Origin of the sequence: Siansivirga zeaxanthinifaciens CC-SAMT-1 (genome assembly GCF_000941055.1) — a bacterium.
GTDB lineage: Bacteria > Bacteroidota > Bacteroidia > Flavobacteriales > Flavobacteriaceae > Siansivirga > Siansivirga zeaxanthinifaciens.
Window position 1 is genome coordinate 2,339,520 of sequence record NZ_CP007202.1, and the last position, 20,396, is coordinate 2,359,915.

The 20,396-nt window shown below is 35.1% G+C and carries 12 protein-coding genes and 1 pseudogene; 12 read left to right on the forward strand and 1 reads right to left on the reverse strand.

Translation table 11 applies throughout. The features are described from left to right. Nucleotides 1-2 precede the first annotated feature (2 nt). Nucleotides 3-1,295: an aminodeoxychorismate synthase component I gene (pabB, locus tag AW14_RS10585; protein ID WP_044638780.1), complete on the forward strand. Its 1,293-nt coding sequence runs from the start codon at nt 3-5 to the stop codon at nt 1,293-1,295. Here pabB and AW14_RS10590 read toward each other — a convergent pair. Then, nucleotides 1,292-1,981, reverse strand: a complete 690-nt coding sequence (locus tag AW14_RS10590; RefSeq protein WP_044638781.1) for a hypothetical protein — start codon at nt 1,979-1,981, stop codon at nt 1,292-1,294. The genes pabB and AW14_RS10590 overlap by 4 nt on opposite strands. Before the next feature lie 124 nt (nt 1,982-2,105). Between AW14_RS10590 and tilS the strand changes: the two genes are divergently transcribed. From tilS to AW14_RS10650, 11 genes and pseudogenes are all read left to right on the forward strand, one after another. Beyond that, nucleotides 2,106-3,416: a tRNA lysidine(34) synthetase TilS gene (gene tilS, locus AW14_RS10595; protein WP_044638782.1), complete on the forward strand. Its 1,311-nt coding sequence runs from the start codon at nt 2,106-2,108 to the stop codon at nt 3,414-3,416. Between the two features lie 7 nt (nt 3,417-3,423). Further along, nucleotides 3,424-5,043 (forward strand): adenine deaminase, encoded by a 1,620-nt coding sequence (ade, locus tag AW14_RS10600; protein ID WP_044638783.1) that lies wholly within the window; start codon nt 3,424-3,426, stop codon nt 5,041-5,043. Nucleotides 5,044-5,125: 82 nt separating this feature from the next. Further along, on the forward strand, nt 5,126-6,088 hold the full coding sequence (locus AW14_RS10605) for a YheT family hydrolase (RefSeq protein WP_044639611.1): 963 nt from the start codon (nt 5,126-5,128) through the stop codon (nt 6,086-6,088). 17 nt (nt 6,089-6,105) lie between these two features. Next, a complete protein-coding gene (locus AW14_RS10610) occupies nt 6,106-8,400 on the forward strand; it encodes an FdhF/YdeP family oxidoreductase (RefSeq protein WP_044638784.1) in 2,295 nt (764 codons plus the stop codon). A 169-nt stretch (nt 8,401-8,569) separates the two neighbouring features. Then, a complete protein-coding gene (gene nirB / locus AW14_RS10615) occupies nt 8,570-11,080 on the forward strand; it encodes a nitrite reductase large subunit NirB (RefSeq protein WP_044638785.1) in 2,511 nt (836 codons plus the stop codon). Nucleotides 11,081-11,245: 165 nt separating this feature from the next. Continuing rightward, complete coding sequence (gene nirD, locus AW14_RS10620; protein WP_044638786.1) at nt 11,246-11,623, forward strand: nitrite reductase small subunit NirD; 378 nt, start codon at nt 11,246-11,248, stop codon at nt 11,621-11,623. A 17-nt stretch (nt 11,624-11,640) separates the two neighbouring features. Beyond that, on the forward strand, nt 11,641-12,225 hold the full coding sequence (locus tag AW14_RS10625) for a DUF4202 domain-containing protein (protein ID WP_044638787.1): 585 nt from the start codon (nt 11,641-11,643) through the stop codon (nt 12,223-12,225). A gap of 12 nt (nt 12,226-12,237) precedes the next feature. Then, the gene (locus AW14_RS10630) at nt 12,238-14,049 is read left to right on the forward strand and encodes a sensor histidine kinase (RefSeq protein WP_044638788.1); all 1,812 of its coding nucleotides are present in this window, start codon (nt 12,238-12,240) and stop codon (nt 14,047-14,049) included. 59 nt (nt 14,050-14,108) lie between these two features. Beyond that, nucleotides 14,109-14,771, forward strand: a complete 663-nt coding sequence (locus AW14_RS10635; protein ID WP_044638789.1) for a response regulator transcription factor — start codon at nt 14,109-14,111, stop codon at nt 14,769-14,771. Between the two features lie 436 nt (nt 14,772-15,207). Beyond that, a pseudogene (locus AW14_RS10645) lies at nt 15,208-18,732 on the forward strand (molybdopterin-dependent oxidoreductase). After that, a complete protein-coding gene (locus AW14_RS10650; RefSeq protein WP_044638791.1) occupies nt 18,729-20,156 on the forward strand; it encodes a rubredoxin in 1,428 nt (475 codons plus the stop codon). Before AW14_RS10645 ends, AW14_RS10650 begins: the two are co-directional and overlap by 4 nt. Nucleotides 20,157-20,396 lie beyond the last annotated feature (240 nt).

A 20,396-nucleotide genomic window follows, 5' to 3' on the forward strand; every position in this document is an offset into this window, starting at 1 on the left:
CTTTGAGAGCAAAACATTTTTTTACTTCTGAAAATATTACGTTGTTTAAACAACAATTGTTGATTTGGAGTCAGCAGTTTGATGATGTTGTATGGCTAGATTCTAACAACCATAAACAAGCTCATTCTCATTACGATGCAGTATTGGCTGTTGATGCTTTTACAAGTATAAAAACCGATTATTTTGATGCTTTTAATCAATTAAAAGAATATCAAGCCACTACAAAAGACTGGTTGTTTGGTTATTTAACCTACGATTTAAAAAACAACATAGAACCTTTAAAGTCTGAAAATTTTGATGGTTTAGAATTCCCCGATTTGTATTTCTTTCAGCCTAAAAAAATCTTCTTTTTTAAAGGGAAAGAAGTAGCATTGTGTTATTTGAATATGGTTGATTATGAATTTGAATCGGATTTACACACTATCAAAAATGTATCCCAAGAAAATAATACTTCCGAAGCTAATTCGGTAAAAATAAAACTTCGTATTCATAAAGATGCTTATATTGAAAAAATCCAGGCGATGCTTCATCATATACACCGAGGTGACATGTACGAAGCCAATTTTTGTCAGGAGTTTTATGCCGAAGCTACCGAAATAAATCCTCTAGAAACTTACAGTAAGCTTAATGCCATTTCTAATGCGCCTTTTGCTACATTTTTAAAAAGTGGCGATAAGTTTTTGCTTTCGGCTTCACCAGAACGTTATTTAAAAAAAGATGGTGGTTTAGTTATTTCTCAACCTATAAAAGGCACCGCAAAGCGTTCATTAGATAAAGATGAAGACCAAGCGCTTAAAGCCGAGTTACGTTCTAATGTAAAGGAACGCAGCGAAAACATTATGATTGTCGATTTAGTGCGCAATGATTTATCGAAAACAGCCATTAAAGGCTCGGTAAAAGTAGATGAATTATGCGGCATTTATACTTTCGACCAAGTGCATCAAATGATTTCTACAGTGCGTTCGCAAGTTGAGCCAACTGTAAATCCTATCGACATAATTAAAACAACCTTTCCCATGGGAAGCATGACGGGTGCTCCTAAAATTTCAGCCATGAAAATTATTGAAGCTTTAGAAGAAACCAAACGGGGCTTGTATTCTGGGACTGTAGGTTATTTTTCGCCTGAAGGTAATTTCGATTTTAATGTGGTTATACGTAGTATTTTATACAATCAATCTAAAAAATACGTATCCTATTCTGTGGGAAGTGCCATCACAGCAAAAAGCGACCCACTAAAAGAGTACGAAGAATGTTTAGTAAAAGCCAAAGCCATGCGCGATGTTTTAGAAGGCTAGTTAATATGGTTTTTAAACGTTTCTTTAATTTCTTTAAAAATGGTGGCAATACGTTTTGTTTCTATTTTTTTTATCATTGAAATCTCTTCGAAACTCAATTTTCCAAAAACGTATAAATCTACTATATTAGAGACGTTTAAAGGCAGCCAACTGTACAGATGTCCTAATGCATTTTTAGATTGTTCTGTAGTAATATCTTTTAATTCGAAAGCATTTAAAATCAGGTCGTTGCTATTATCGTAAGCAAAATACTGTTGTTCGTTTTTGTTGCTATATGAAATATCTGTAAGTTCTTCATGCATAATATAATCCATATCCGAATCTACTGTAAAATGTTCTTCCAAATGTTCGAGTTCGTCCTTTAAAATAGTATCGGTGCTCATGGTATTTTTATGAAAAGCTTCATTTTTAAAAAGGGCGTCTAATAAAGTCACAACAATTTTAAAAAGTTTTAATTTAATCTTGTTTGCATCCATATCAATGTCGTAACCTTTTTCATAAAAAGCAACGATACCACTGTCTATAATATCGGTTGAAGAATACATGTTTCTTGGTAATACGCCCATAGATTCGGCAATGTAAAGTCGGTGTTTTACATAGGCTTGTAAATAATTGGTTGCAGTGACTACCTTTTTGTTGAAAGCTTTTTGTGTAGCCTGGTCGTTTAATTTATCTAAAGAGCACATAACGATTAATTTTAAATTCTACTCTACAATTTACAAAATAAACAGCCATTTTAATATGATTTTTATCAGCTAAATATAGTAGCTCAAGTATTATATAAATGGGCAATGTTGTATATTTGAAAACATGTTAGAAAGCTTTAAAAAACATATAGCGTCTCGCTTGGCATTTTTAAATTCCAGTAAATTGTTAATTGCTATTTCGGGAGGTATTGATAGCGTGGTTTTAACGCATTTATGTTATAAAATGGGTTTAAATGTTGCTTTGGCGCATTGTAATTTTAATTTAAGAGGTGAGGAAAGCGATGCCGATGAAGCTTTTGTTTTACAATTTGCTGAAGCTTTAGATGTTGAAGTTTTTGTTGAAAATTTCGATACAAAAGCTTATGCTTCAGACGGTAAGTTGTCTATTCAAATGGCGGCTCGTGAGTTGCGTTACCGTTGGTTTGAAGCCTTAGCAACACAATTGCAATTCGATTATGTTTTAACAGCCCATCACGCCGACGACAATTTAGAAACCTTTCTAATTAATTTTACCAGAGGTACGGGTATTGAGGGTTTAATAGGAATTCCGGAAGTAAATGATATTTTTGTGCGTCCTTTGTTGCCCTTTTCAAGTCAGGATATTTTAGCATACGCCAAACAAAATCATTTAACTTGGCGCGACGATAGTAGCAATGCTTCAACAAAATACCTGCGAAATAAATTAAGGCATGAGGTTATTCCTGTTTTAAAAGCAATTAACCCAACACTGTTACAAAATTTCCAGACCACCTTAAATCATTTAAACGATACAATTGCTATTGTAGACGAAAGTATGGATGCCTTTTTAAATAAGGCCATCGATAATGTTTCAGAGACGAGCATGACGTTTAAAATAGCCGCGTTTAAAGAGGTTGAAAACATAAAATCATATGTGTATGAAACCTTTAAAATATTTGGTTTTACCCAATGGAACGATATTGAAAACCTCTTAGATGCACAATCGGGCAAGTGGGTGAGTTCTGCAACACACCGTTTAATAAAAGATCGTGATTTTTTATTATTGAGTGAAATTGAAAACGCCAAACCAATACTACAAGTTATATTGGAAAACGCTTCGAAAATAGAAACGCCTTTGGGGATTTTAAATTTCGAAATTGTCGAGGGGCCACAAAAATCAGATTCAAAAACGATTTTTGTGGATAAAGATTTACTGCATTTTCCTTTAGTAATTAGAGAAAAGGAGGAAGGTGATGTCTTTTTCCCTTTAGGAATGCAGGGTAAAAAGAAAGTAAGCAAGTATTTTAAAGACGAAAAATTTTCGTTGCTAGATAAAGAACAAGCCCGATTATTATGCTCTAATAACGATATTGTTTGGATTATTGGAAAGCGCGCAGACAATAGGTTTAAAGTTACCGAAAAGACAAAAACCATTCTAAAAATAACGTTAGAATAGATAAAAAATGACACTACAAGGCAATATAGTTGATGTATTAAATAAACGTATTTTTAAAGGTGAAATTATCGTTGAAAACGGAAAGATTACTGCTATAAACGAAAAGCAGCATGCTGTTGAAACATTCATTATGCCGGGCTTTGTAGATGCTCATATTCATATAGAAAGCTCTATGTTAGTGCCTAGTGAATTTGCACGATTGGCTGTAAAACACGGCACGGTAGCAACCGTTTCAGATCCGCATGAAATTGCTAATGTGTTAGGTGTTGCAGGCGTTGAATTTATGATTGAAAATGGTAAGCAAGTACCTTTTAAGTTTCATTTTGGTGCACCTTCTTGTGTTCCGGCAACGACTTTTGAATCGGCAGGCGCTATAATTGATGCCGAAGCTATTAAAAAATTACTTCAAAATCCAGATATTACCTATTTGGCAGAAATGATGAATTATCCGGGTGTTTTGTTTGATGATGCCGAAGTTTTGCAAAAATTAGCCTGGGCAAAGCATTACAATAAACCCATTGATGGTCATGCGCCAGGGGTTTTAGGTGACGATATTACAAAATATATAGAGGCAGGAATTTCTACCGACCACGAATGTTTCACTTATAATGAAGCTTTAGAAAAACTTCAAAAAGGCATGAAAATATTAATTCGAGAGGGTAGTGCTGCCAAAAATTTCGATGCATTAATAGATTTGGCTAACCAACATCACGAAAACATGATGTTTTGTAGTGACGATAAACACCCCGACGATTTAATTTTAAATCATATAAATAAATTATGTGAGCGTGCTATTTTAAAACGAATCGACTTGTTTAAAGTCCTTCAAATGGCCTGTGTAAATCCGGTTAAACACTATGGGTTAAACGTTGGGTTGCTGCAGGAAGGCGATGCGGCAGATTGTATTGTAGTTGAAGATTTAATGCATTTTAAAACGCTTCAAACATATATAAATGGTGAATTGGTATTCTATAACAACACCTCGCAAATCAAGCCTGTTTCGTTTAAAAACCCCAATAATTTTAATTGTAGCAAAAAGTCCGTTTCCGATTTTAAATTAAAGTCTACAGGAAAGAAAATCCGTGTTATAAATGCTTTAGAAGGCCAATTAGTAACTAAAGAATCTATTGAAGCACCTCTTGTGATTGATGGAAATATAGTTTCAAACATCGACAAAGATATTCTTAAAATAACCGTTGTAAATCGTTATAAAAATGAAACGCCTGCGATTGCTTTCATTAAAAACATCGGCCTAAAGGAAGGTGCTATTGCATCGTCTGTTGGGCACGATTCGCATAATATTATAGCTGTTGGTACTACCGATGAGACGATTTGTAAAGCGGTTAATTTAATTATTGAAAACAAAGGCGGTATTTGTGCGGTTTCAAATACCGAAGCTCAAATTTTACCGCTTCCCGTGGCTGGAATTATGAGCGATCAAGACGGAAAAACGGTAGCCGAAGCTTATGCCAAATTAGATGCCTTTGCCAAAAAATTGGACAGTAATTTACATGCACCTTACATGACGCTTTCTTTTATGGCGCTGCTTGTTATTCCTTCATTAAAATTAAGTGATAAAGGCCTTTTTAATGGAAATGATTTTAAATTTGTGAACTTAGAAGTTTGAAGGTAATGGCTTAATGCTGTATGCTTTAGGCTTTAACCAACAACCAACAACCAATAACCAAAAACCATCAACCAATATCCAAATGCCAATACTAGAATCGACTTACAAACCTTTATTTTTATTTAAAAACGGATTTATTTCTACGGTGTATTCCGGATTGGTTCGCCGTGTATCAGGCGTAAAACAAGAGCGTGTGCGTATCACCTTAAAAGATGGCGATTTTTTAGATTTAGATTGGAGTTACTCCGAATCTAAAACCAACAAAGTAGTGATATGTTTTCATGGGTTGGAAGGACACGCACAAAGGCCTTACGTTACAGGCGTTGCTAAGCTTTTAAATAAGAACGATATTGATGCGATTTGTGTCAATTTTAGAGGCTGTAGCGGGGAAGATAATTTAAAGTTTAGAAGTTATCATTCGGGAGCTACCGAAGATATTGAGGATATTATCGACCATGTTTTAAGTTTAAAAACTTACTCAGAAATATATTTGTATGGCATCAGTTTAGGAGCCAACTTAATTTTAAAATACTTGGGCGAACGCGAAGATGTACCCAATGAAATAAAATCGGCCATAGCAATTTCGGTGCCTGCCGACTTAAATGGTTCTTGCATCGAACTGCATAAACCTAAAAACCGACCGTATGCTAACCGATTTCTTAATCATTTAATGAAACGATTGCTAAGTAAATTAAATAAATTTCCAGAAGAATTGCCTATTGAAGCCTTTTGTTCAATAAAAACATTAAGAGATTTTGATGAAGTTTACACGGCCAAAGCACACGGATTTAAAGATGCAGACGATTATTACGCCAAGTCCAGTTGTTTGCAATTTTTGCCACATGTTAAAACACCTTCGTTAATTATAAATGCACTCAACGATTCGTTTTTATCGCCTGACTGTTACCCAGTAAAAGAGGCAAAAAACAATCCGAATCTGTATTTAGAAATGCCTCAACATGGCGGACACGTTGGTTTTATCGACAAAAAGAATATTTATTATAATGAAAAACGTACCTTAGAGTTCATCAAAAGCAACCGATAAATTTCAAAGAAACTGCAATGCCGTTATCACCAGAAGAAAAAGCAAAAACATCAGAAACGTTTACTGATATTAAAGTTACTCCACCTAAGAAAACCAGTGTTGGATTTCCAGCTATAACTTCTGCAGTGCATCAAGTTTCAAAGTATATGAATCCGGTTGATGCTTTAAAAATTTCACTTAAAATAAATCAAAAAGGCGGATTCGATTGCCCGGGGTGTGCCTGGCCAGATCCCGACGATGAACGTTCTGTACTCGGTGAATACTGTGAAAACGGTATGAAAGCTATGGCCGAGGAAATGCAAAGTAAATTAATTACCCCCGATTTTTTTAAAACCTACAGTGTCGATACGCTTTCTGGTTGGAGTGATTTTGAAATTGGAAAATCTGGGAGATTAGAACAGCCTATGTATTTACCCGAAGGCGCTTCACATTACGAACCTATTTCATGGGAAGCAGCCTTTAAAAAAGTCGCCGAACATTTAAATAAAACCAATTCGCCCGACGAAGCTGTTTTTTATACTTCAGGCCGAACAACCAATGAAGCAGCCTTTTTATACCAATTATTTGTTCGGGAATATGGCACCACTAATTTACCCGATTGTTCTAATATGTGTCATGAGGCCAGTGGTGTAGCCTTAACAGAAACTTTAGGCATTGGAAAAGGCTCGGTTACTTTAGACGATTTATATAAAGCCGAATTGGTACTTGTTGTTGGACAGAATCCAGGAACCAATCACCCACGTATGCTTTCGGCATTAGAAAAATGCAAAAAAAACGGTGGAAAAATTATTACAATCAATCCCTTACCAGAAGCTGGGTTGGTTAAGTTTGTAAATCCGCAAAGCCCTAAAGCTTTATTAACAGGCGGCACCAAATTATCGGATGTTTTTGTACCAGTAACCATTAATGGTGATGTCGCATTTTTTAAGGCCATACTTTTAAAACTTTTAGAAAAAGAAAACACAGAAGGAAACGTTTTTGATAAAGCATTTATAGAAGCATATACTTATGGATATGATGCTTTTATAGACAATTTAAAACAATACGATTTCGAAACCTGTTTGAAATTGTCTGGTGTTTCTGAAGGTGTTTTTAATGAAGCTTTCGACTTAATATTAAAAAGCAATAAAATTATTGTGTGTTGGGCTATGGGCTTAACGCAACATGAAAACGCCGTTGATAATATTCGGGAAGTTGTTAATTTATTATTGTTAAAAGGAAGTATTGGCAAGGAAGGCGCAGGCACTTGTCCGGTTAGAGGCCACTCGAATGTGCAAGGCGATAGAACGGTTGGTATATGGGAAGCCGCACCCAAAGCCTTTTTAGACAGAATAGAGGCAAAATACCACTTTAAGCCCAAAGGGAAGCATGGCTATTCGGTGATAGATGCTATAAAAGCCATGTATGAACAACAGGTAAAAGTTTTCCTAGGTATGGGTGGTAATTTTATTTCGGCAGTTCCAGATACGCTTTATGCGGCCAAAGCCATGGCTAATTGTGATTTAACGGTACATGTAAGTACAAAATTAAACCGATCGCATTTAGTTACAGGTAAAGAAGCGCTTATTTTACCTTGTTTGGGACGTTCTGAAAAAGATTATCAAAAAACTGGAGTTCAAGTACAAAGTGTTGAAAATTCTATGGGGATTGTTTCGGCAACTAAAGGTGTTTTAGAACCATGCTCCAAGAATTTATTAAGTGAAGTGGCTGTTGTTTGTGGTATAGCATACGAAACCTTAAAACACCGTTCTAAAATAAACTGGTTAGCCTATAAAGATGATTATGCATTAGTTCGTAATGATATTGCCGAAGTTGTGGCTGGTTTTGAAAGTTTTAATGAACGTTTAAAAAATCCGTCTGGATTTTATTTACCTAATGGTGCCCGAATTAGAAAATTTAATACCACAACAGGAAAGGCTAATTTTTCTATAAATAAACTTCCAGAATGGCAATTAAATGAAGGTGAATTAATCATGATGACCATACGTAGTCACGACCAATTTAATACTACCATTTATGGTTTAGACGACAGATATCGTGGGGTTTTTAACGAGCGTCGGATTATTTTTATGAATAGAAACGACATGAAATCACGTAATTTAACAGACCAACAGGTTGTTACTATTACTTCCAAATTTAACGGTAAAATTAGAGAAGCTGCTAACTTTAAAGTGGTAGGTTACGATATACCAGAACATTGTTGTGCTACCTATTTCCCGGAAGCAAATGTTTTAGTGCCACTAGATTCTTTTGCGCATACTGCTAAAACACCAGCTTCAAAAAGCGTGATAGTTACTATTCACGCACAATAGAATTCTTAAATCTTTAGTATTTACAATTCATGTATTTTATTTAATACGTAGAAAACAGCCTTAGAATTTATCAAATTTCTAATAATTAGTATTTTATTGATTTTATTGAATTAAAATTAAGTATTATTACGTAGTTTTTACTTATGTTTGTAGCGTAAATTACGTAGATATGAAAAATATTATTGTTATAGGTAATGGTATGGTTGGTTATAAATTTTGTGAAAAATTTGTATCTAAACCTGGAAACGAAGGCTTTAAAATTACGGTATTTGGTGAAGAGCCACGTCCAGCCTACGATCGTGTTCATTTGAGCGAATATTTTGAAAATCAAGATGCTCAGGCTTTAGAAATGGCGCCGAGATCTTGGTACGAATCTCATAACATCGAACTCATTACTGGGGTTAGAATTACCGATATACATCGTGCTACAAAAACTATAACAAGTTCTAAAGATATTACGTATTCTTATGACTATCTGGTATTATCAACCGGATCTTCGCCGTTTGTACCTAATATTAAAGGGGTAGAAAAGCAAGGGGTTTTTGTTTACAGAACCATTGAAGATTTAGAGGGCATGCTAGAGTATGCAGCTAAATTAAAAGCTACGAATCCAAACGCGAAAGCTGCTGTTTTAGGCGGTGGTTTGCTTGGTTTAGAGGCTGGTAAAGCGGTTATGGATATGGGCTTAGAGCCTCATATTGTTGAGTTCGCACCTAAATTAATGCCCAGACAGTTGGATGCCAGAAGTAGTCAGGTGTTACAATTAAAACTAGAGTCTATTGGTTTAAATATTCATTTAAGTAAAGCAACAAACCAAATTTTAGGCGATGCAGCTATTACAGGAATGGAATTTGGAGAAGATGATGTGTTAGATGTCGATATGCTTATTATTTCTGCAGGAATTCGTCCCAGAGATGAGTTGGGGAAAACCTGCGATTTAGAAATGGGCGTACGCGGTGGCATCGTTGTAAATAATAAAATGCAAACATCGGATACGCATATTTATGCTATTGGTGAAGTCGCTTTATATCATGGTATGATTTACGGTTTGGTAGCTCCAGGTTATGATATGGCCGAAGTAGCTGCCAATCAGATTTTGGGAAATACCGAGATTTTAATGCCAGAATCGATTGATATGTCGACAAAACTGAAGTTAATTGGTGTCGATGTTGCAAGTTTTGGCGAGCCTTTTATGCCAGCATCAAAAGGGCATTCGGTAATTTTTGAAGATAAAACCAAACATTTATATAAACGTATTAATGTAAGTCATGATGGTAAATCGCTTTTAGGAGGTATTTTGGTTGGCGATGCTTCAGATTATAATATGTTGCATCAAATGTATTTAAACGGCATGGCCATTCCGGAAGATCCATCTCAATTAATATTACCAGCAAGTGAGGGCGGAAAATCGTTTGGTAGCGTTATGGATTTACCCGATACGGCTCAGGTTTGTTCTTGTGAGAGTGTTTCTAAAGGCGCTATTTGTTGTTCGATAACAGAACAAGGAAGTAATAATTTAACCGATGTTATTGCCAAAACGAAAGCTACTACCGGTTGTGGCGGTTGTAAACCTATGGTGGTCGATTTGGTAAACGAAACCTTAAAATCGCTTGGTAAAGAGGTTAAAGAAACCATTTGCGAACACTTTAGTTTTAACAGACAAGAGTTGTATGATTTGGTTAAAATAAATAAAGTTGAAGATTACGAAGAAGCTTTAAATTTATTTGGCGATGGCGATGGTTGTGAGGTTTGCAAACCTGCATTAGCTTCAATTTTTGCAACCATAACTATGGAAACGCCAAACAAACAAGTTGTTATTCAAGATACCAACGATAGGTTTTTAGCGAACATACAGCGCAATGGTACGTATTCTGTGGTGCCTCGTGTTGCAGGTGGCGAAATTACCCCCGACCAATTAATTGTTATTGGGGAAGTTGCTAAAAAATACGATTTATATACTAAAATTACTGGCGGCCAACGTATTGATTTATTTGGAGCTCAAATTCATGAGTTGCCACTTATTTGGAAGGAACTTATAGATGCTGGTTTTGAAAGCGGTCATGCTTACGGAAAGTCTTTACGTACGGTAAAAAGCTGTGTTGGTTCTACCTGGTGCCGCTACGGAATGCACGAGAGTGTAACGTTTGCCATTGAAATTGAAAATAGATACAAAGGCTTACGCTCGCCGCACAAATTAAAAGGCGGTGTTTCGGGATGCATTAGGGAGTGTGCAGAGGCTAGAGGTAAAGATTTCGGATTGATTGCTGTGGATGGTGGTTGGAATTTATACGTATGTGGTAATGGAGGCGCAACACCTAAACATGCTATTCTTTTTGCAGAACAATTAGACGATGCCACTGCTATTAAATATCTGGACCGATTTTTAATGTATTACATACGTACGGCGGGTCCTTTGGTTAGAACGGCTCCTTGGTTAGAGAAATTACATGGCGGTATAGACTATTTAAAGAAGGTTATTATTGAAGATTCTCTGGGCATTGCAGACGATTTGGAAGCTGAAATGCAAGGGCTTGTTAATAAATATGAATGTGAATGGAAACAAGCGATTGAAGATCCGAATTTGTTAAAACGTTTCAGACATTTTGTGAATTCTGATGATACCGATGATAACTTGGTTTTTGTGCCTATGCGCGATCAAAAAATGCCAAAAGCCTGGTAATTTTAATTGTTGTGAGGTTTTTTTGTAATGGTTGGCCATTTGTAAACTAAAATGCTTTCGCGTTAGGGATTGAGCATTTGTTGGAGCTCCTCGAAGAGAGCGACTGCGAAAGCCCGACCTGAAAGGTAACGCCCAAATAAAATATAGAATTTAAATAAAAATAATATGCAGGATATACTTAATCAATACAAAACAGTTGCAGAAACCGAGGTCGTACATTGGTTTAAGGTGGGCGTAGTTTCGGATTTTCCAGAGAATAGTGGGGCTTGTATTAAATATAAAACCAAACAAATTGCTGTTTATAATTTTACAAGAAAAAACAAATGGTATGCCTGCCAAAATTTATGTCCGCATAAAATGGAAATGGTTTTATCTCTAGGCATGATAGGCGATAAGGATGGTATTGCCAAGGTTGCCTGCCCGATGCATAAAAAGAATTTTTCGTTGGAGGACGGTAAACAACTGGGTGGCGATGATTTAAGAATTGCAACATATCCTGTTAAAATTGATGGCGAAAATGTGTATATTGGCTTTATAGATTAAAACAAATATTTGCGCCCATGAAACCGACACGATTTGAAATTGCCATAGCATTAATTGATAAAAAAAACGCTGAAGATATAAATACCTACGAATGTCACGGATTACAATTTCCGAAGGAGTTGTTGTATTCGCAACGGATGTCTCAAAAATTACTTCAGTTTAAACCTAATGCTTCCAGAGCTTTGCAAATTGCTGCGCGGGCCCAACATATTTGCCGATGGAAAATAGCAAGAGATTCGTATCCTATGGATCGTGTTGGCTATTTAAAATGGCGTGAAACGCTTAAAAAAATGCATGCCGATATTACATCTGAAATTTTAAAGGAAGTGGGGTATGATACCGAGTTTATTGAGCGTGTTTCGTTTTTAATTAATAAGAAATTAATTAAGAAAAATGAAGAAAGCCAAACGATTGAAGATGTTATTTGTTTGGTGTTTTTAGATTACTATTTCGAGGAGTTTGCTGAAAAACATAGCGACGAAAAAGTGGTTGATATTTTAAAGAAAACCTGGGTTAAGATGTCTGAAGAGGGACATGCAGAGGCTTTAAAGATTAAATTTTCTGAAAAAAGTTTAGCGTTGGTTAAAGAAGCGATCTCTTAAAATTAATTATTCATGACAAAAAACGGTAATTCTCTAGATCAGCGTACGTTTGATAAATTAAGCCGTTTGTATATAATTGCTTTAAGTACTATTGCGCTTTCCGTTATTGTTAGTCAGATACTTATTAGAAAGCATTTAAATGCCCAGCAAAACGATTCTACAGTTATTAACGTTGCCGGTAGGCAGCGCATGCTTAGTCAGAAATTAACAAAAGAAATTTTAACACTTACAAACACCGAAAGTTTAGAAGAGCGTTTCACTGTAAAAAATAAGTTGACTAAAACCTTAGAACTTTGGGAACTGTCTCATTTGGCGTTGCAAGAAGGTAACGATAGTTTAGGGGTTCCGGGAGACAACAGTGCGGTTGTTGTTGGTTTGTTTCAAGAACTAAACCCAACCTTTGACAAAATTAATACAGCCACCAAATCGATATTAAACACTTTAAATTTGGATATTAATTCAGATAATGAAGTGCTTTTAAATGATATTAAGACAGTAAAATTAAACGAAGGCGACTTTCTTTTAAAAATGGATCAAATTGTAAACCAGTACGATTTGGAAGCCGATGAGAAAGTAAATTGGTTGCGAAAATTAGAATTGTTGCTAACGAGTTTAACCATTTTTATTCTGTTATTAGAGTTTGTGTTTATTTTCTGGCCTGCAGCAAAAAGTGTACGCGCCACCTTAGCGGAACTATTAATTGCAGAAAAGAAAGCGAAACAAATGGCTATTGATGCCGATGAGTTAAGTTTATCTAAAGAAAAGTCTATTAGAGAATTACGCGCTTTAAGTCAAGCAATGGATGAAGCTTTGTTGTTTGCCAGAATCACTAAAAATGGCGAGTTGGTACATATAGGAAAAAAGTTTTCCAGACTTTTTAAATTCACCAGATTTAATATGAGCACCAGTTTTTCTGAAGTGCTTTCCATTAACCCAAAAGAACAAATAGTAATTGACGATATTATTGCTAAAAATAAAAAAACAGGTTGGCAAGGCGAAGTAAAAGCAACCACAAAAGACCAAAAAGATATTTGGTTGGAAATGGCCATTATGCCTTTTAATCTAAGTGATGAACGTTCGGAATTATTAATTATAGCCTCAGATATTACCTCCAGAAAAGCAGCCCAAATAGAAGTAGAGCACTTAACTAAGCAGCGTTTTGAGGAAAAAATGATGCATCAAAAAATAATTTCCAGTAAGATTATAGAAAATCAGGAAAAGGAACAAAACCGCATTGCTAAAGATGTGCATGATGGCATCGGACAAATGCTTACGGGTTTAAAATACAATTTGGAGAGTATCGATATTACCGATATTAATAAAACAGCAGCTAAAATAGAACATTTAAAAGAGCTTACCACCAATATTATTAAAGGGGTACGAACAGCTACTTTTAATTTAACGCCTCCGGAATTATCAGACCATGGTATTGTGCCGGCCATTACGAAACTTATTCATGAGCTGGCAAAATTAACGGGCAAGCAAATTATATTATTTAATAAAACCGATTTTAATGCGCGCCTAGATTCGTTGGTTGAAATTAATATTTACCGTTTGGTACAGGAAGCTATAAATAATGCCATTAAATACGCCGATTCTACGCATATATTGGTGTCTTTATCGCACAGCGAAAATATTTTAAGTATTGTAATAGATGATAATGGTAAGGGCTTCGATCCTTCTAAAGTAAAAAATGTTAAAAATGGTGACGGCGGTATGGGAATGACTTTTATGAAAGAACGTATTAAATTTATTGATGGTCGTTTATTTTTAAATTCTGAAATAGGTAGAGGTACCCGAGTAACATTCAATATTCCAATTTAAAATTAAGTAGTGTTACGTAAATTTTCGTAATTTTGTATTAGTAATTAAATTGATTTAAAATGATAAATGTTGTATTAGCGGATGATCATGTTTTAGTACGCGACGGCATCAAAGCACTTTTAGAAGACCAGGAAGGGATTCGTGTTATTGCCGAAGCATCAAATGGAGCTGAAGCATTAGAGGTTATAAAAACAAATAAACCTCACATTATCATTGTAGATATTAGAATGCCCGAGTTAAATGGTATCGAGGTTGTCGAAGCTATAAATAAGCAATATACAGACATTCGAACCTTAGTGCTTTCTATGCACGACTCCGAAGAATACGTGGTTAAGGCCATACAAGCCGGTGCCGATGGTTATTTGTTAAAAGGTGCCAGTAAAGAAGAGTTTCTTAAAGCTTTAAACTCGGTAGCTAATGGAGGCAAATATTTTACAGGGGATGTTTCGGCAATTATCATGAATAATTTTGTTAACGGTAATGTAAGTACCTCAAAAGAATCTAGGTCAAATACACCAACAGATGCCCCATTTAAACTTACAAAACGCGAAAAACAAATTTTAGATTTAGTGCTTCAACTTAAAAATAATAAAGATATCGCCGAAGAATTATCTATTAGTAAGCGAACTGCCGAAGTGCACCGTTTTAACTTAATGAAAAAGTTAGATGTTAAAAACCTTATGGAACTAAGTAATAAGGCTAAAGAATTTAACTTGGTCTAACGTTTTTTCTTCTTTTTTTTATCGATTTTATATTTAAATCAATTTTTACATCTTCTTATTTAGCGAATTGCTAAAATTTAATTTCTTTATTAATAAATTAATATAAATATATAAATACGTATTTTTATACGTATAAAATTAAGTATTTATACTTACTTTTGTAATTATAAATACCAAATTATGTGTCCTTTAGAATTAGAAAACAACTTTAAATTAAGTTTACTAAAATTTATGTTTAGTACACTTGGCTTGATTTGGTTTATTTCTGTTACCATTTTTAAAGGTTTTCTCTCTCTTTTGAAATCGGTATTTATAGAAGTAAATTTTATTAAAAAGATAAATATAATACCCTTAAAAATCCATTTTTTTAATAATAATCATACCAGTTGGATGGTGTTTATGAAATGTTTTAATTAGTATAATATCAAGGCGATACATGATTAAGAAAAAAGTAAAAACAACGTGTTCTTATTGCGGAGTTGGTTGCGGCATCATTGTAACCAGAGATAGTAATAATAAAGTTTTTGTTGAAGGCGATAAAGATCATCCTGTTAACAGAGGCATGCTATGCTCTAAAGGCATGAATTTACATTATGTAGCTAACGATGTGTCCGATAGAATTCTATATCCCGAAATGCGCTGGAGTCGTTCGCACCCAAGAGAGCGTGTAAGTTGGGATGATGCTCTGGATCGAGCGGCCAGTGTTTTTAAATCAATTATTAAAAAACACGGACCCGATAGTGTAGCTTTTTATGTTTCTGGACAGAGTTTAACTGAAGAGTATTACATCGCCAACAAACTAACAAAAGGTTTTATAGGCACGAATAATATCGACACGAATTCGCGTTTGTGCATGAGTTCGGCAGTGGTAGGTTATAAAAAAACGTTTGGAGAAGATAGTGTTCCTATTTCTTATGACGATATCGAATTAGCAGATTGTTTTCTAATTACAGGAGCTAACCCAGCATGGTGCCACCCAATTCTTTTTAGGCGTATCGAACAACACAAAGAAAAACATCCAGAAGTAAAAATAATTGTTGTCGACCCCAGAAAAACAGATTCTGCTAATTTCGCAGATATACATTTACAACTTATACCAGGTACCGATATTGTACTTTATAATGCGTTGGGAAGATGCCTCTATGAACGTGGGTTGATTGACGATGATTTTATTCAGAATCATACCGAAGGTTTTAGTGCTTATAAAGAGCACATATTTTCAACATCCATAAAAGATGCTTCAATAATTTGTGGTGTTTCAGAAAAAGATATTCGAAAAGCAGCCGATACCATTGGCCTTTCAAAAGGTTTTATTAGTATGTGGGCCATGGGACTTAACCAAAGTGTTGTGGGTGTTAATAAAAATGTTGCTTTATTAAATTTATCATTAATTACCGGACAAATAGGTAAACCAGGATCGGGCCCTTTTTCACTTACCGGTCAGCCCAACGCTATGGGCGGACGTGAAGTTGGCGGTATGGCCAATTTATTGGCAGTGCATAAAGATTTGGCTAATGAAGCGCATAGGCGCGAAGTCGCTCAATTTTGGGGCGTTGAAAAAATTTCGCCTAATCCCGGCTTAACAGCTACCGAAATGTTTGATGCCTTAGAGTCGGGGAAACTTAAAGCAGTTTGGATTGCATGTACCAATCCGCTGGTAAGTTTACCCAATACACATCGCATTGAAAAAGCCATGAAAAACGCCAAGTTTGTAGTGGTTCAGGAAATTTCACATAAATCGGATACGGTGGCTTATGCCGATTTAGTTTTGCCTGCCGCGGCATGGTTAGAAAAGGAGGGAACCATGACCAACTCAGAGCGCCGTATTGCTTAACTCCCAAAAGAAATTAATGCTCCCGGAGAAGCCAGGCCCGATGTTGAAATTTTTTGTGATTTTGCCCAAAGAATGGGCTTTAGAGGATTTAATTATAACAGTACCGAAGAGATTTACGATGAGTATTGTTCGATGACCAAAGGAACTAACATCGATATTTCCTTCTTAAATTACGACAGATTAAAAAATGAAGGTACCTTTCAATGGCCTGTATCAGAATACAGACACCAAGGCACACCAAGGCTTTTTGAAAATAAACAATTTTATACGCCTTCTAAAAAAGCTATATTTAATATACCTACTCAAATTTTAAATACCTCAGTATTACCGAATGAAGATTTTCCGCTTATTCTAACAACCGGAAGGGTGCGTGACCAATGGCATACCATGACCAAAACAGGAAAGGTATCGCGGTTAAAAACACATTATCCCAGACCAGTTTTAGAAATTAATCCGTACGATGCTTATCTCTACAAAATTAAAGACGGCGATATAACCGAAATTAAAAGCGATAATGGCGTGGTGCGCGTAAGAGCTCAAGTAACCGATACCATTGCAAAAGGCGTTGTTTTTTTACCGATGCATTGGGGCAAACAGTTGCAAAGCGACCTAAATAGAGCCAATAATTTAACAAATACTCATATAGACCCACAATCTAAAGAACCAGATTTTAAGTTTACCAGAGTTAAAGTCGCTAGATATAAAAAACCAGTTGAAAAAATTATTATTGTTGGGGCGGGCGCGGCAGCATTTCGCTTTGTTCAAAACTACCGTGAAAATAATGAGGTCGATGAAATACACGTGTTTTCAAAAGAACCTAATTTATTTTATAATCGGGTGCTCTTACCAGAATATATAACCGAAGAGTTAAGCTGGGATCAATTACTTAAAATAAAAAAATTAGAGTTAAATAAACTGGGCATAAAACTGCATCCGGAGACCACTATTAATAAAATTGACAGTATCGCAAAGGAAGTGGTCGATAGCCAAGGAATAACCCATAAATTCGATAAACTCATTTTAGCTACGGGCAGTCGTGCTTTCATTCCTAAAGATGTTCAAATAGATTTACCCGGACGTTTTACTATGCGAAATAAAAGCGATGCCGATCGTTTTAAAAGTTACTTAGATGCTACAGGATTGCCTCCTGAAGAGCAACATGTTGTTATTGTTGGTGGCGGATTATTAGGACTGGAATTAGCAGCTGCCATGAAGCATAAAAACGTTAAAATTACCATTATTCAGCGTGCATCACGACTTATGGAGCGCCAGTTAGATAAAATTTCGAGCAAACTATTATCTCTAGATGTACAAGAGCGTGGCATTCAAATATATTTTGATAATGAAGTGAGTACGGTTTTTGACGATGAAGATACGGGCGGATTAAACATCACATTAAAAAGTGGTAAATTAATTACCGCCAATGCCATTGTGTATGCCATTGGTACCCGACCAAATATCGAGATAGCTAAAGAAAACGGCATTAAATGTGGAAGAGGCGTTATTGTAAATCAGCATTTACAAACCTCGCATCCCGATATTTTCGCTATTGGTGAAATAGCAGAATTTAACAATCAGTTATTTGGCATTACATCTGCTGCCGAAGAACAAGCAAGTATTCTGGCAAACTTTATTGCTGGTGATATAAGTGAAGCTTATAATGGTTCGGTTTTAATGAATATTTTAAAATTTAACGATTTAAATTTATTTAGCATTGGTGAGATTAATATCCCAGAAAATGATGATACTTACGAGGAAATTATTTTCACCGATATTTCTAAACGCTATTATAAAAAATGCATTGTAAAAGATGATTTGCTTATTGGCGCTGTTTTAATGGGCGATAAAAATGAATTTGCCGAGTTTAAAACTATGATAGAGAGTAAAATTGAAATGTCAGATAAACGAAATACCTTGTTGCGCGGGTCTTCTAAAGATGAACCAGTTCTAGGTAAACTCGTTTGTTCGTGCAGTCAAGTTGGAGCGGGAAATATTGAAGCATTAATTCAATCGGGATGCACTAATTTCACAGAACTTTGTAATAAATCGGGCGCCGGATTGGGTTGTGGAAGTTGTAAAACCGAAGTAAGAGAAATTCTTAATAATACTAAAGTTATCGCATCATGAAAGCATCATACAGATTATTAATTAACGGAGGTGTTTTATCACCAGGAGAATTAAAATATATATGCAATGCCGCCGAAAGTCTGGGTTTAAATGCGATTTCATTTGGCTCTAGACAAGACATTATTTTTCCAGATAAAATTGATAAACACTTGCTAAAAACCTTCGATAAACTGCAAGTGGTAAAGCCTAACGACGAAAAAATAGAAAACATTGTATCGTCTTATGTTTCTGCAGATATTTTACCAAGCACATCTTGGTTAACAAGCGATCGCTACCTCTATGTTTTAGAGCAATTTAAGCATAAACTTAAATTACGTGTAAATATTACCGACCCAAAACAACGCTTGGTACCCTTATTCACAGGACATATTAATTTTATAGCTTCTGAGCACGAAGATTACTGGTATTTATACATTTGCTTACCCGAATGGAAAAAAGCTCAAATGTATCCTGCTTTAGTTTACAGTTGGGATTTAGATAAAATTGAACGCGCCATCGAAGCCATTCTTCAGGAAGAACCAGAAAATGTAGAAACTATTTTTGAATTGGTAAACGATGCCGTTGAGACAAACAATAGAACCGTAGATAAGCCTCTAGAAATTCCTTTTTATCCCTTTCCTTATTACGAAGGCATGAACCGAATAGGCGATAAATATTGGCTTGGACTTTATTGGAGAAATAACCGATATGATTTAGATTTTCTAAAAGCCCTTTGCGATTTATGTGCCGAAAATAAAATTGGTAAAATTACAATTACCCCTTGGAAATCGTTTATTGTCAAAGGAATTCCTTTAAAAGCCAAATTAAATTGGGAAAAATTTCTGGGTACGTTTGGTATCAATGTGCGCCACTCTATGTTAGAGCTTAATTGGCATTTACCAGTAAACGATAAAGAGGCTTTAAACCTTAAAAAATACTTGGTAACTAATTTCGACCAAAACGATATTAGTACCTATGGCTTAACCTTTGGCATTACAAATTATAATAAGTACACCGATTATTTTACTTCAATTGTCATTCAAAAAAACAAAAAACCAGAGTCTATTGGCGATTTTATAATTAGAGATACGTACAATTTACTTTATGCTAAAAATTTCGACCCCAATACACGAGATTATGTTATGCATGTTCAGGATGTAGATGTGGTTGAATTACCAGGCTTGTTAATGGAATTAAGTAAACTTTATTTTGAAGCCTTAGGAAAAGAACGCGAAGAAGAACCTGCAGAAGAAGTGAATAAAGAGGTTTTAGAAACTCAGGTATATCAATGCCAGGATTGTTTAACGATTTACGATGAATTATACGGCGATATAACACAAGATGTTTTACCAAATACGGCTTTTGAAGATTTGCCCGATGATTACGAATGTTCTACATGTGAAGCGTCAAAGCGCCATTTTGAGAAGAAAATATTATCAAAATAATAAAATTTTAATACTTATAAATTAGTTAGTTTGGGTGTTTCTTTTGGTTAATTGCTTCTTAAGATTCTATTAGGATTTTAATTTAAATTACATATCACTTTAACTTCAGATATATGCATTTAAATTATTAATTAATACCATTCACCGAAATATAAAATATATAACAAAAGATAAATCTTAATTTTGAATATTATTTTTATTCAAAGTACTTAAAAATTAATGTTTTTTCACATTTATTTT

Coding starts and splice junctions, on each gene's coding strand:
- AW14_RS10590 (WP_044638781.1), bottom strand. CDS start 1,981: ATGTGCTCTTTAGATAAATTAAACGACCAGGCTACACAAAAAGCTTTC.
- tilS (WP_044638782.1), top strand. CDS start 2,106: ATGTTAGAAAGCTTTAAAAAACATATAGCGTCTCGCTTGGCATTTTTA.
- ade (WP_044638783.1), top strand. CDS start 3,424: ATGACACTACAAGGCAATATAGTTGATGTATTAAATAAACGTATTTTT.
- AW14_RS10605 (WP_044639611.1), top strand. CDS start 5,126: ATGCCAATACTAGAATCGACTTACAAACCTTTATTTTTATTTAAAAAC.
- AW14_RS10610 (WP_044638784.1), top strand. CDS start 6,106: ATGCCGTTATCACCAGAAGAAAAAGCAAAAACATCAGAAACGTTTACT.
- nirB (WP_044638785.1), top strand. CDS start 8,570: ATGAAAAATATTATTGTTATAGGTAATGGTATGGTTGGTTATAAATTT.
- nirD (WP_044638786.1), top strand. CDS start 11,246: ATGCAGGATATACTTAATCAATACAAAACAGTTGCAGAAACCGAGGTC.
- AW14_RS10625 (WP_044638787.1), top strand. CDS start 11,641: ATGAAACCGACACGATTTGAAATTGCCATAGCATTAATTGATAAAAAA.
- AW14_RS10630 (WP_044638788.1), top strand. CDS start 12,238: ATGACAAAAAACGGTAATTCTCTAGATCAGCGTACGTTTGATAAATTA.
- AW14_RS10635 (WP_044638789.1), top strand. CDS start 14,109: ATGATAAATGTTGTATTAGCGGATGATCATGTTTTAGTACGCGACGGC.
- AW14_RS10650 (WP_044638791.1), top strand. CDS start 18,729: ATGAAAGCATCATACAGATTATTAATTAACGGAGGTGTTTTATCACCA.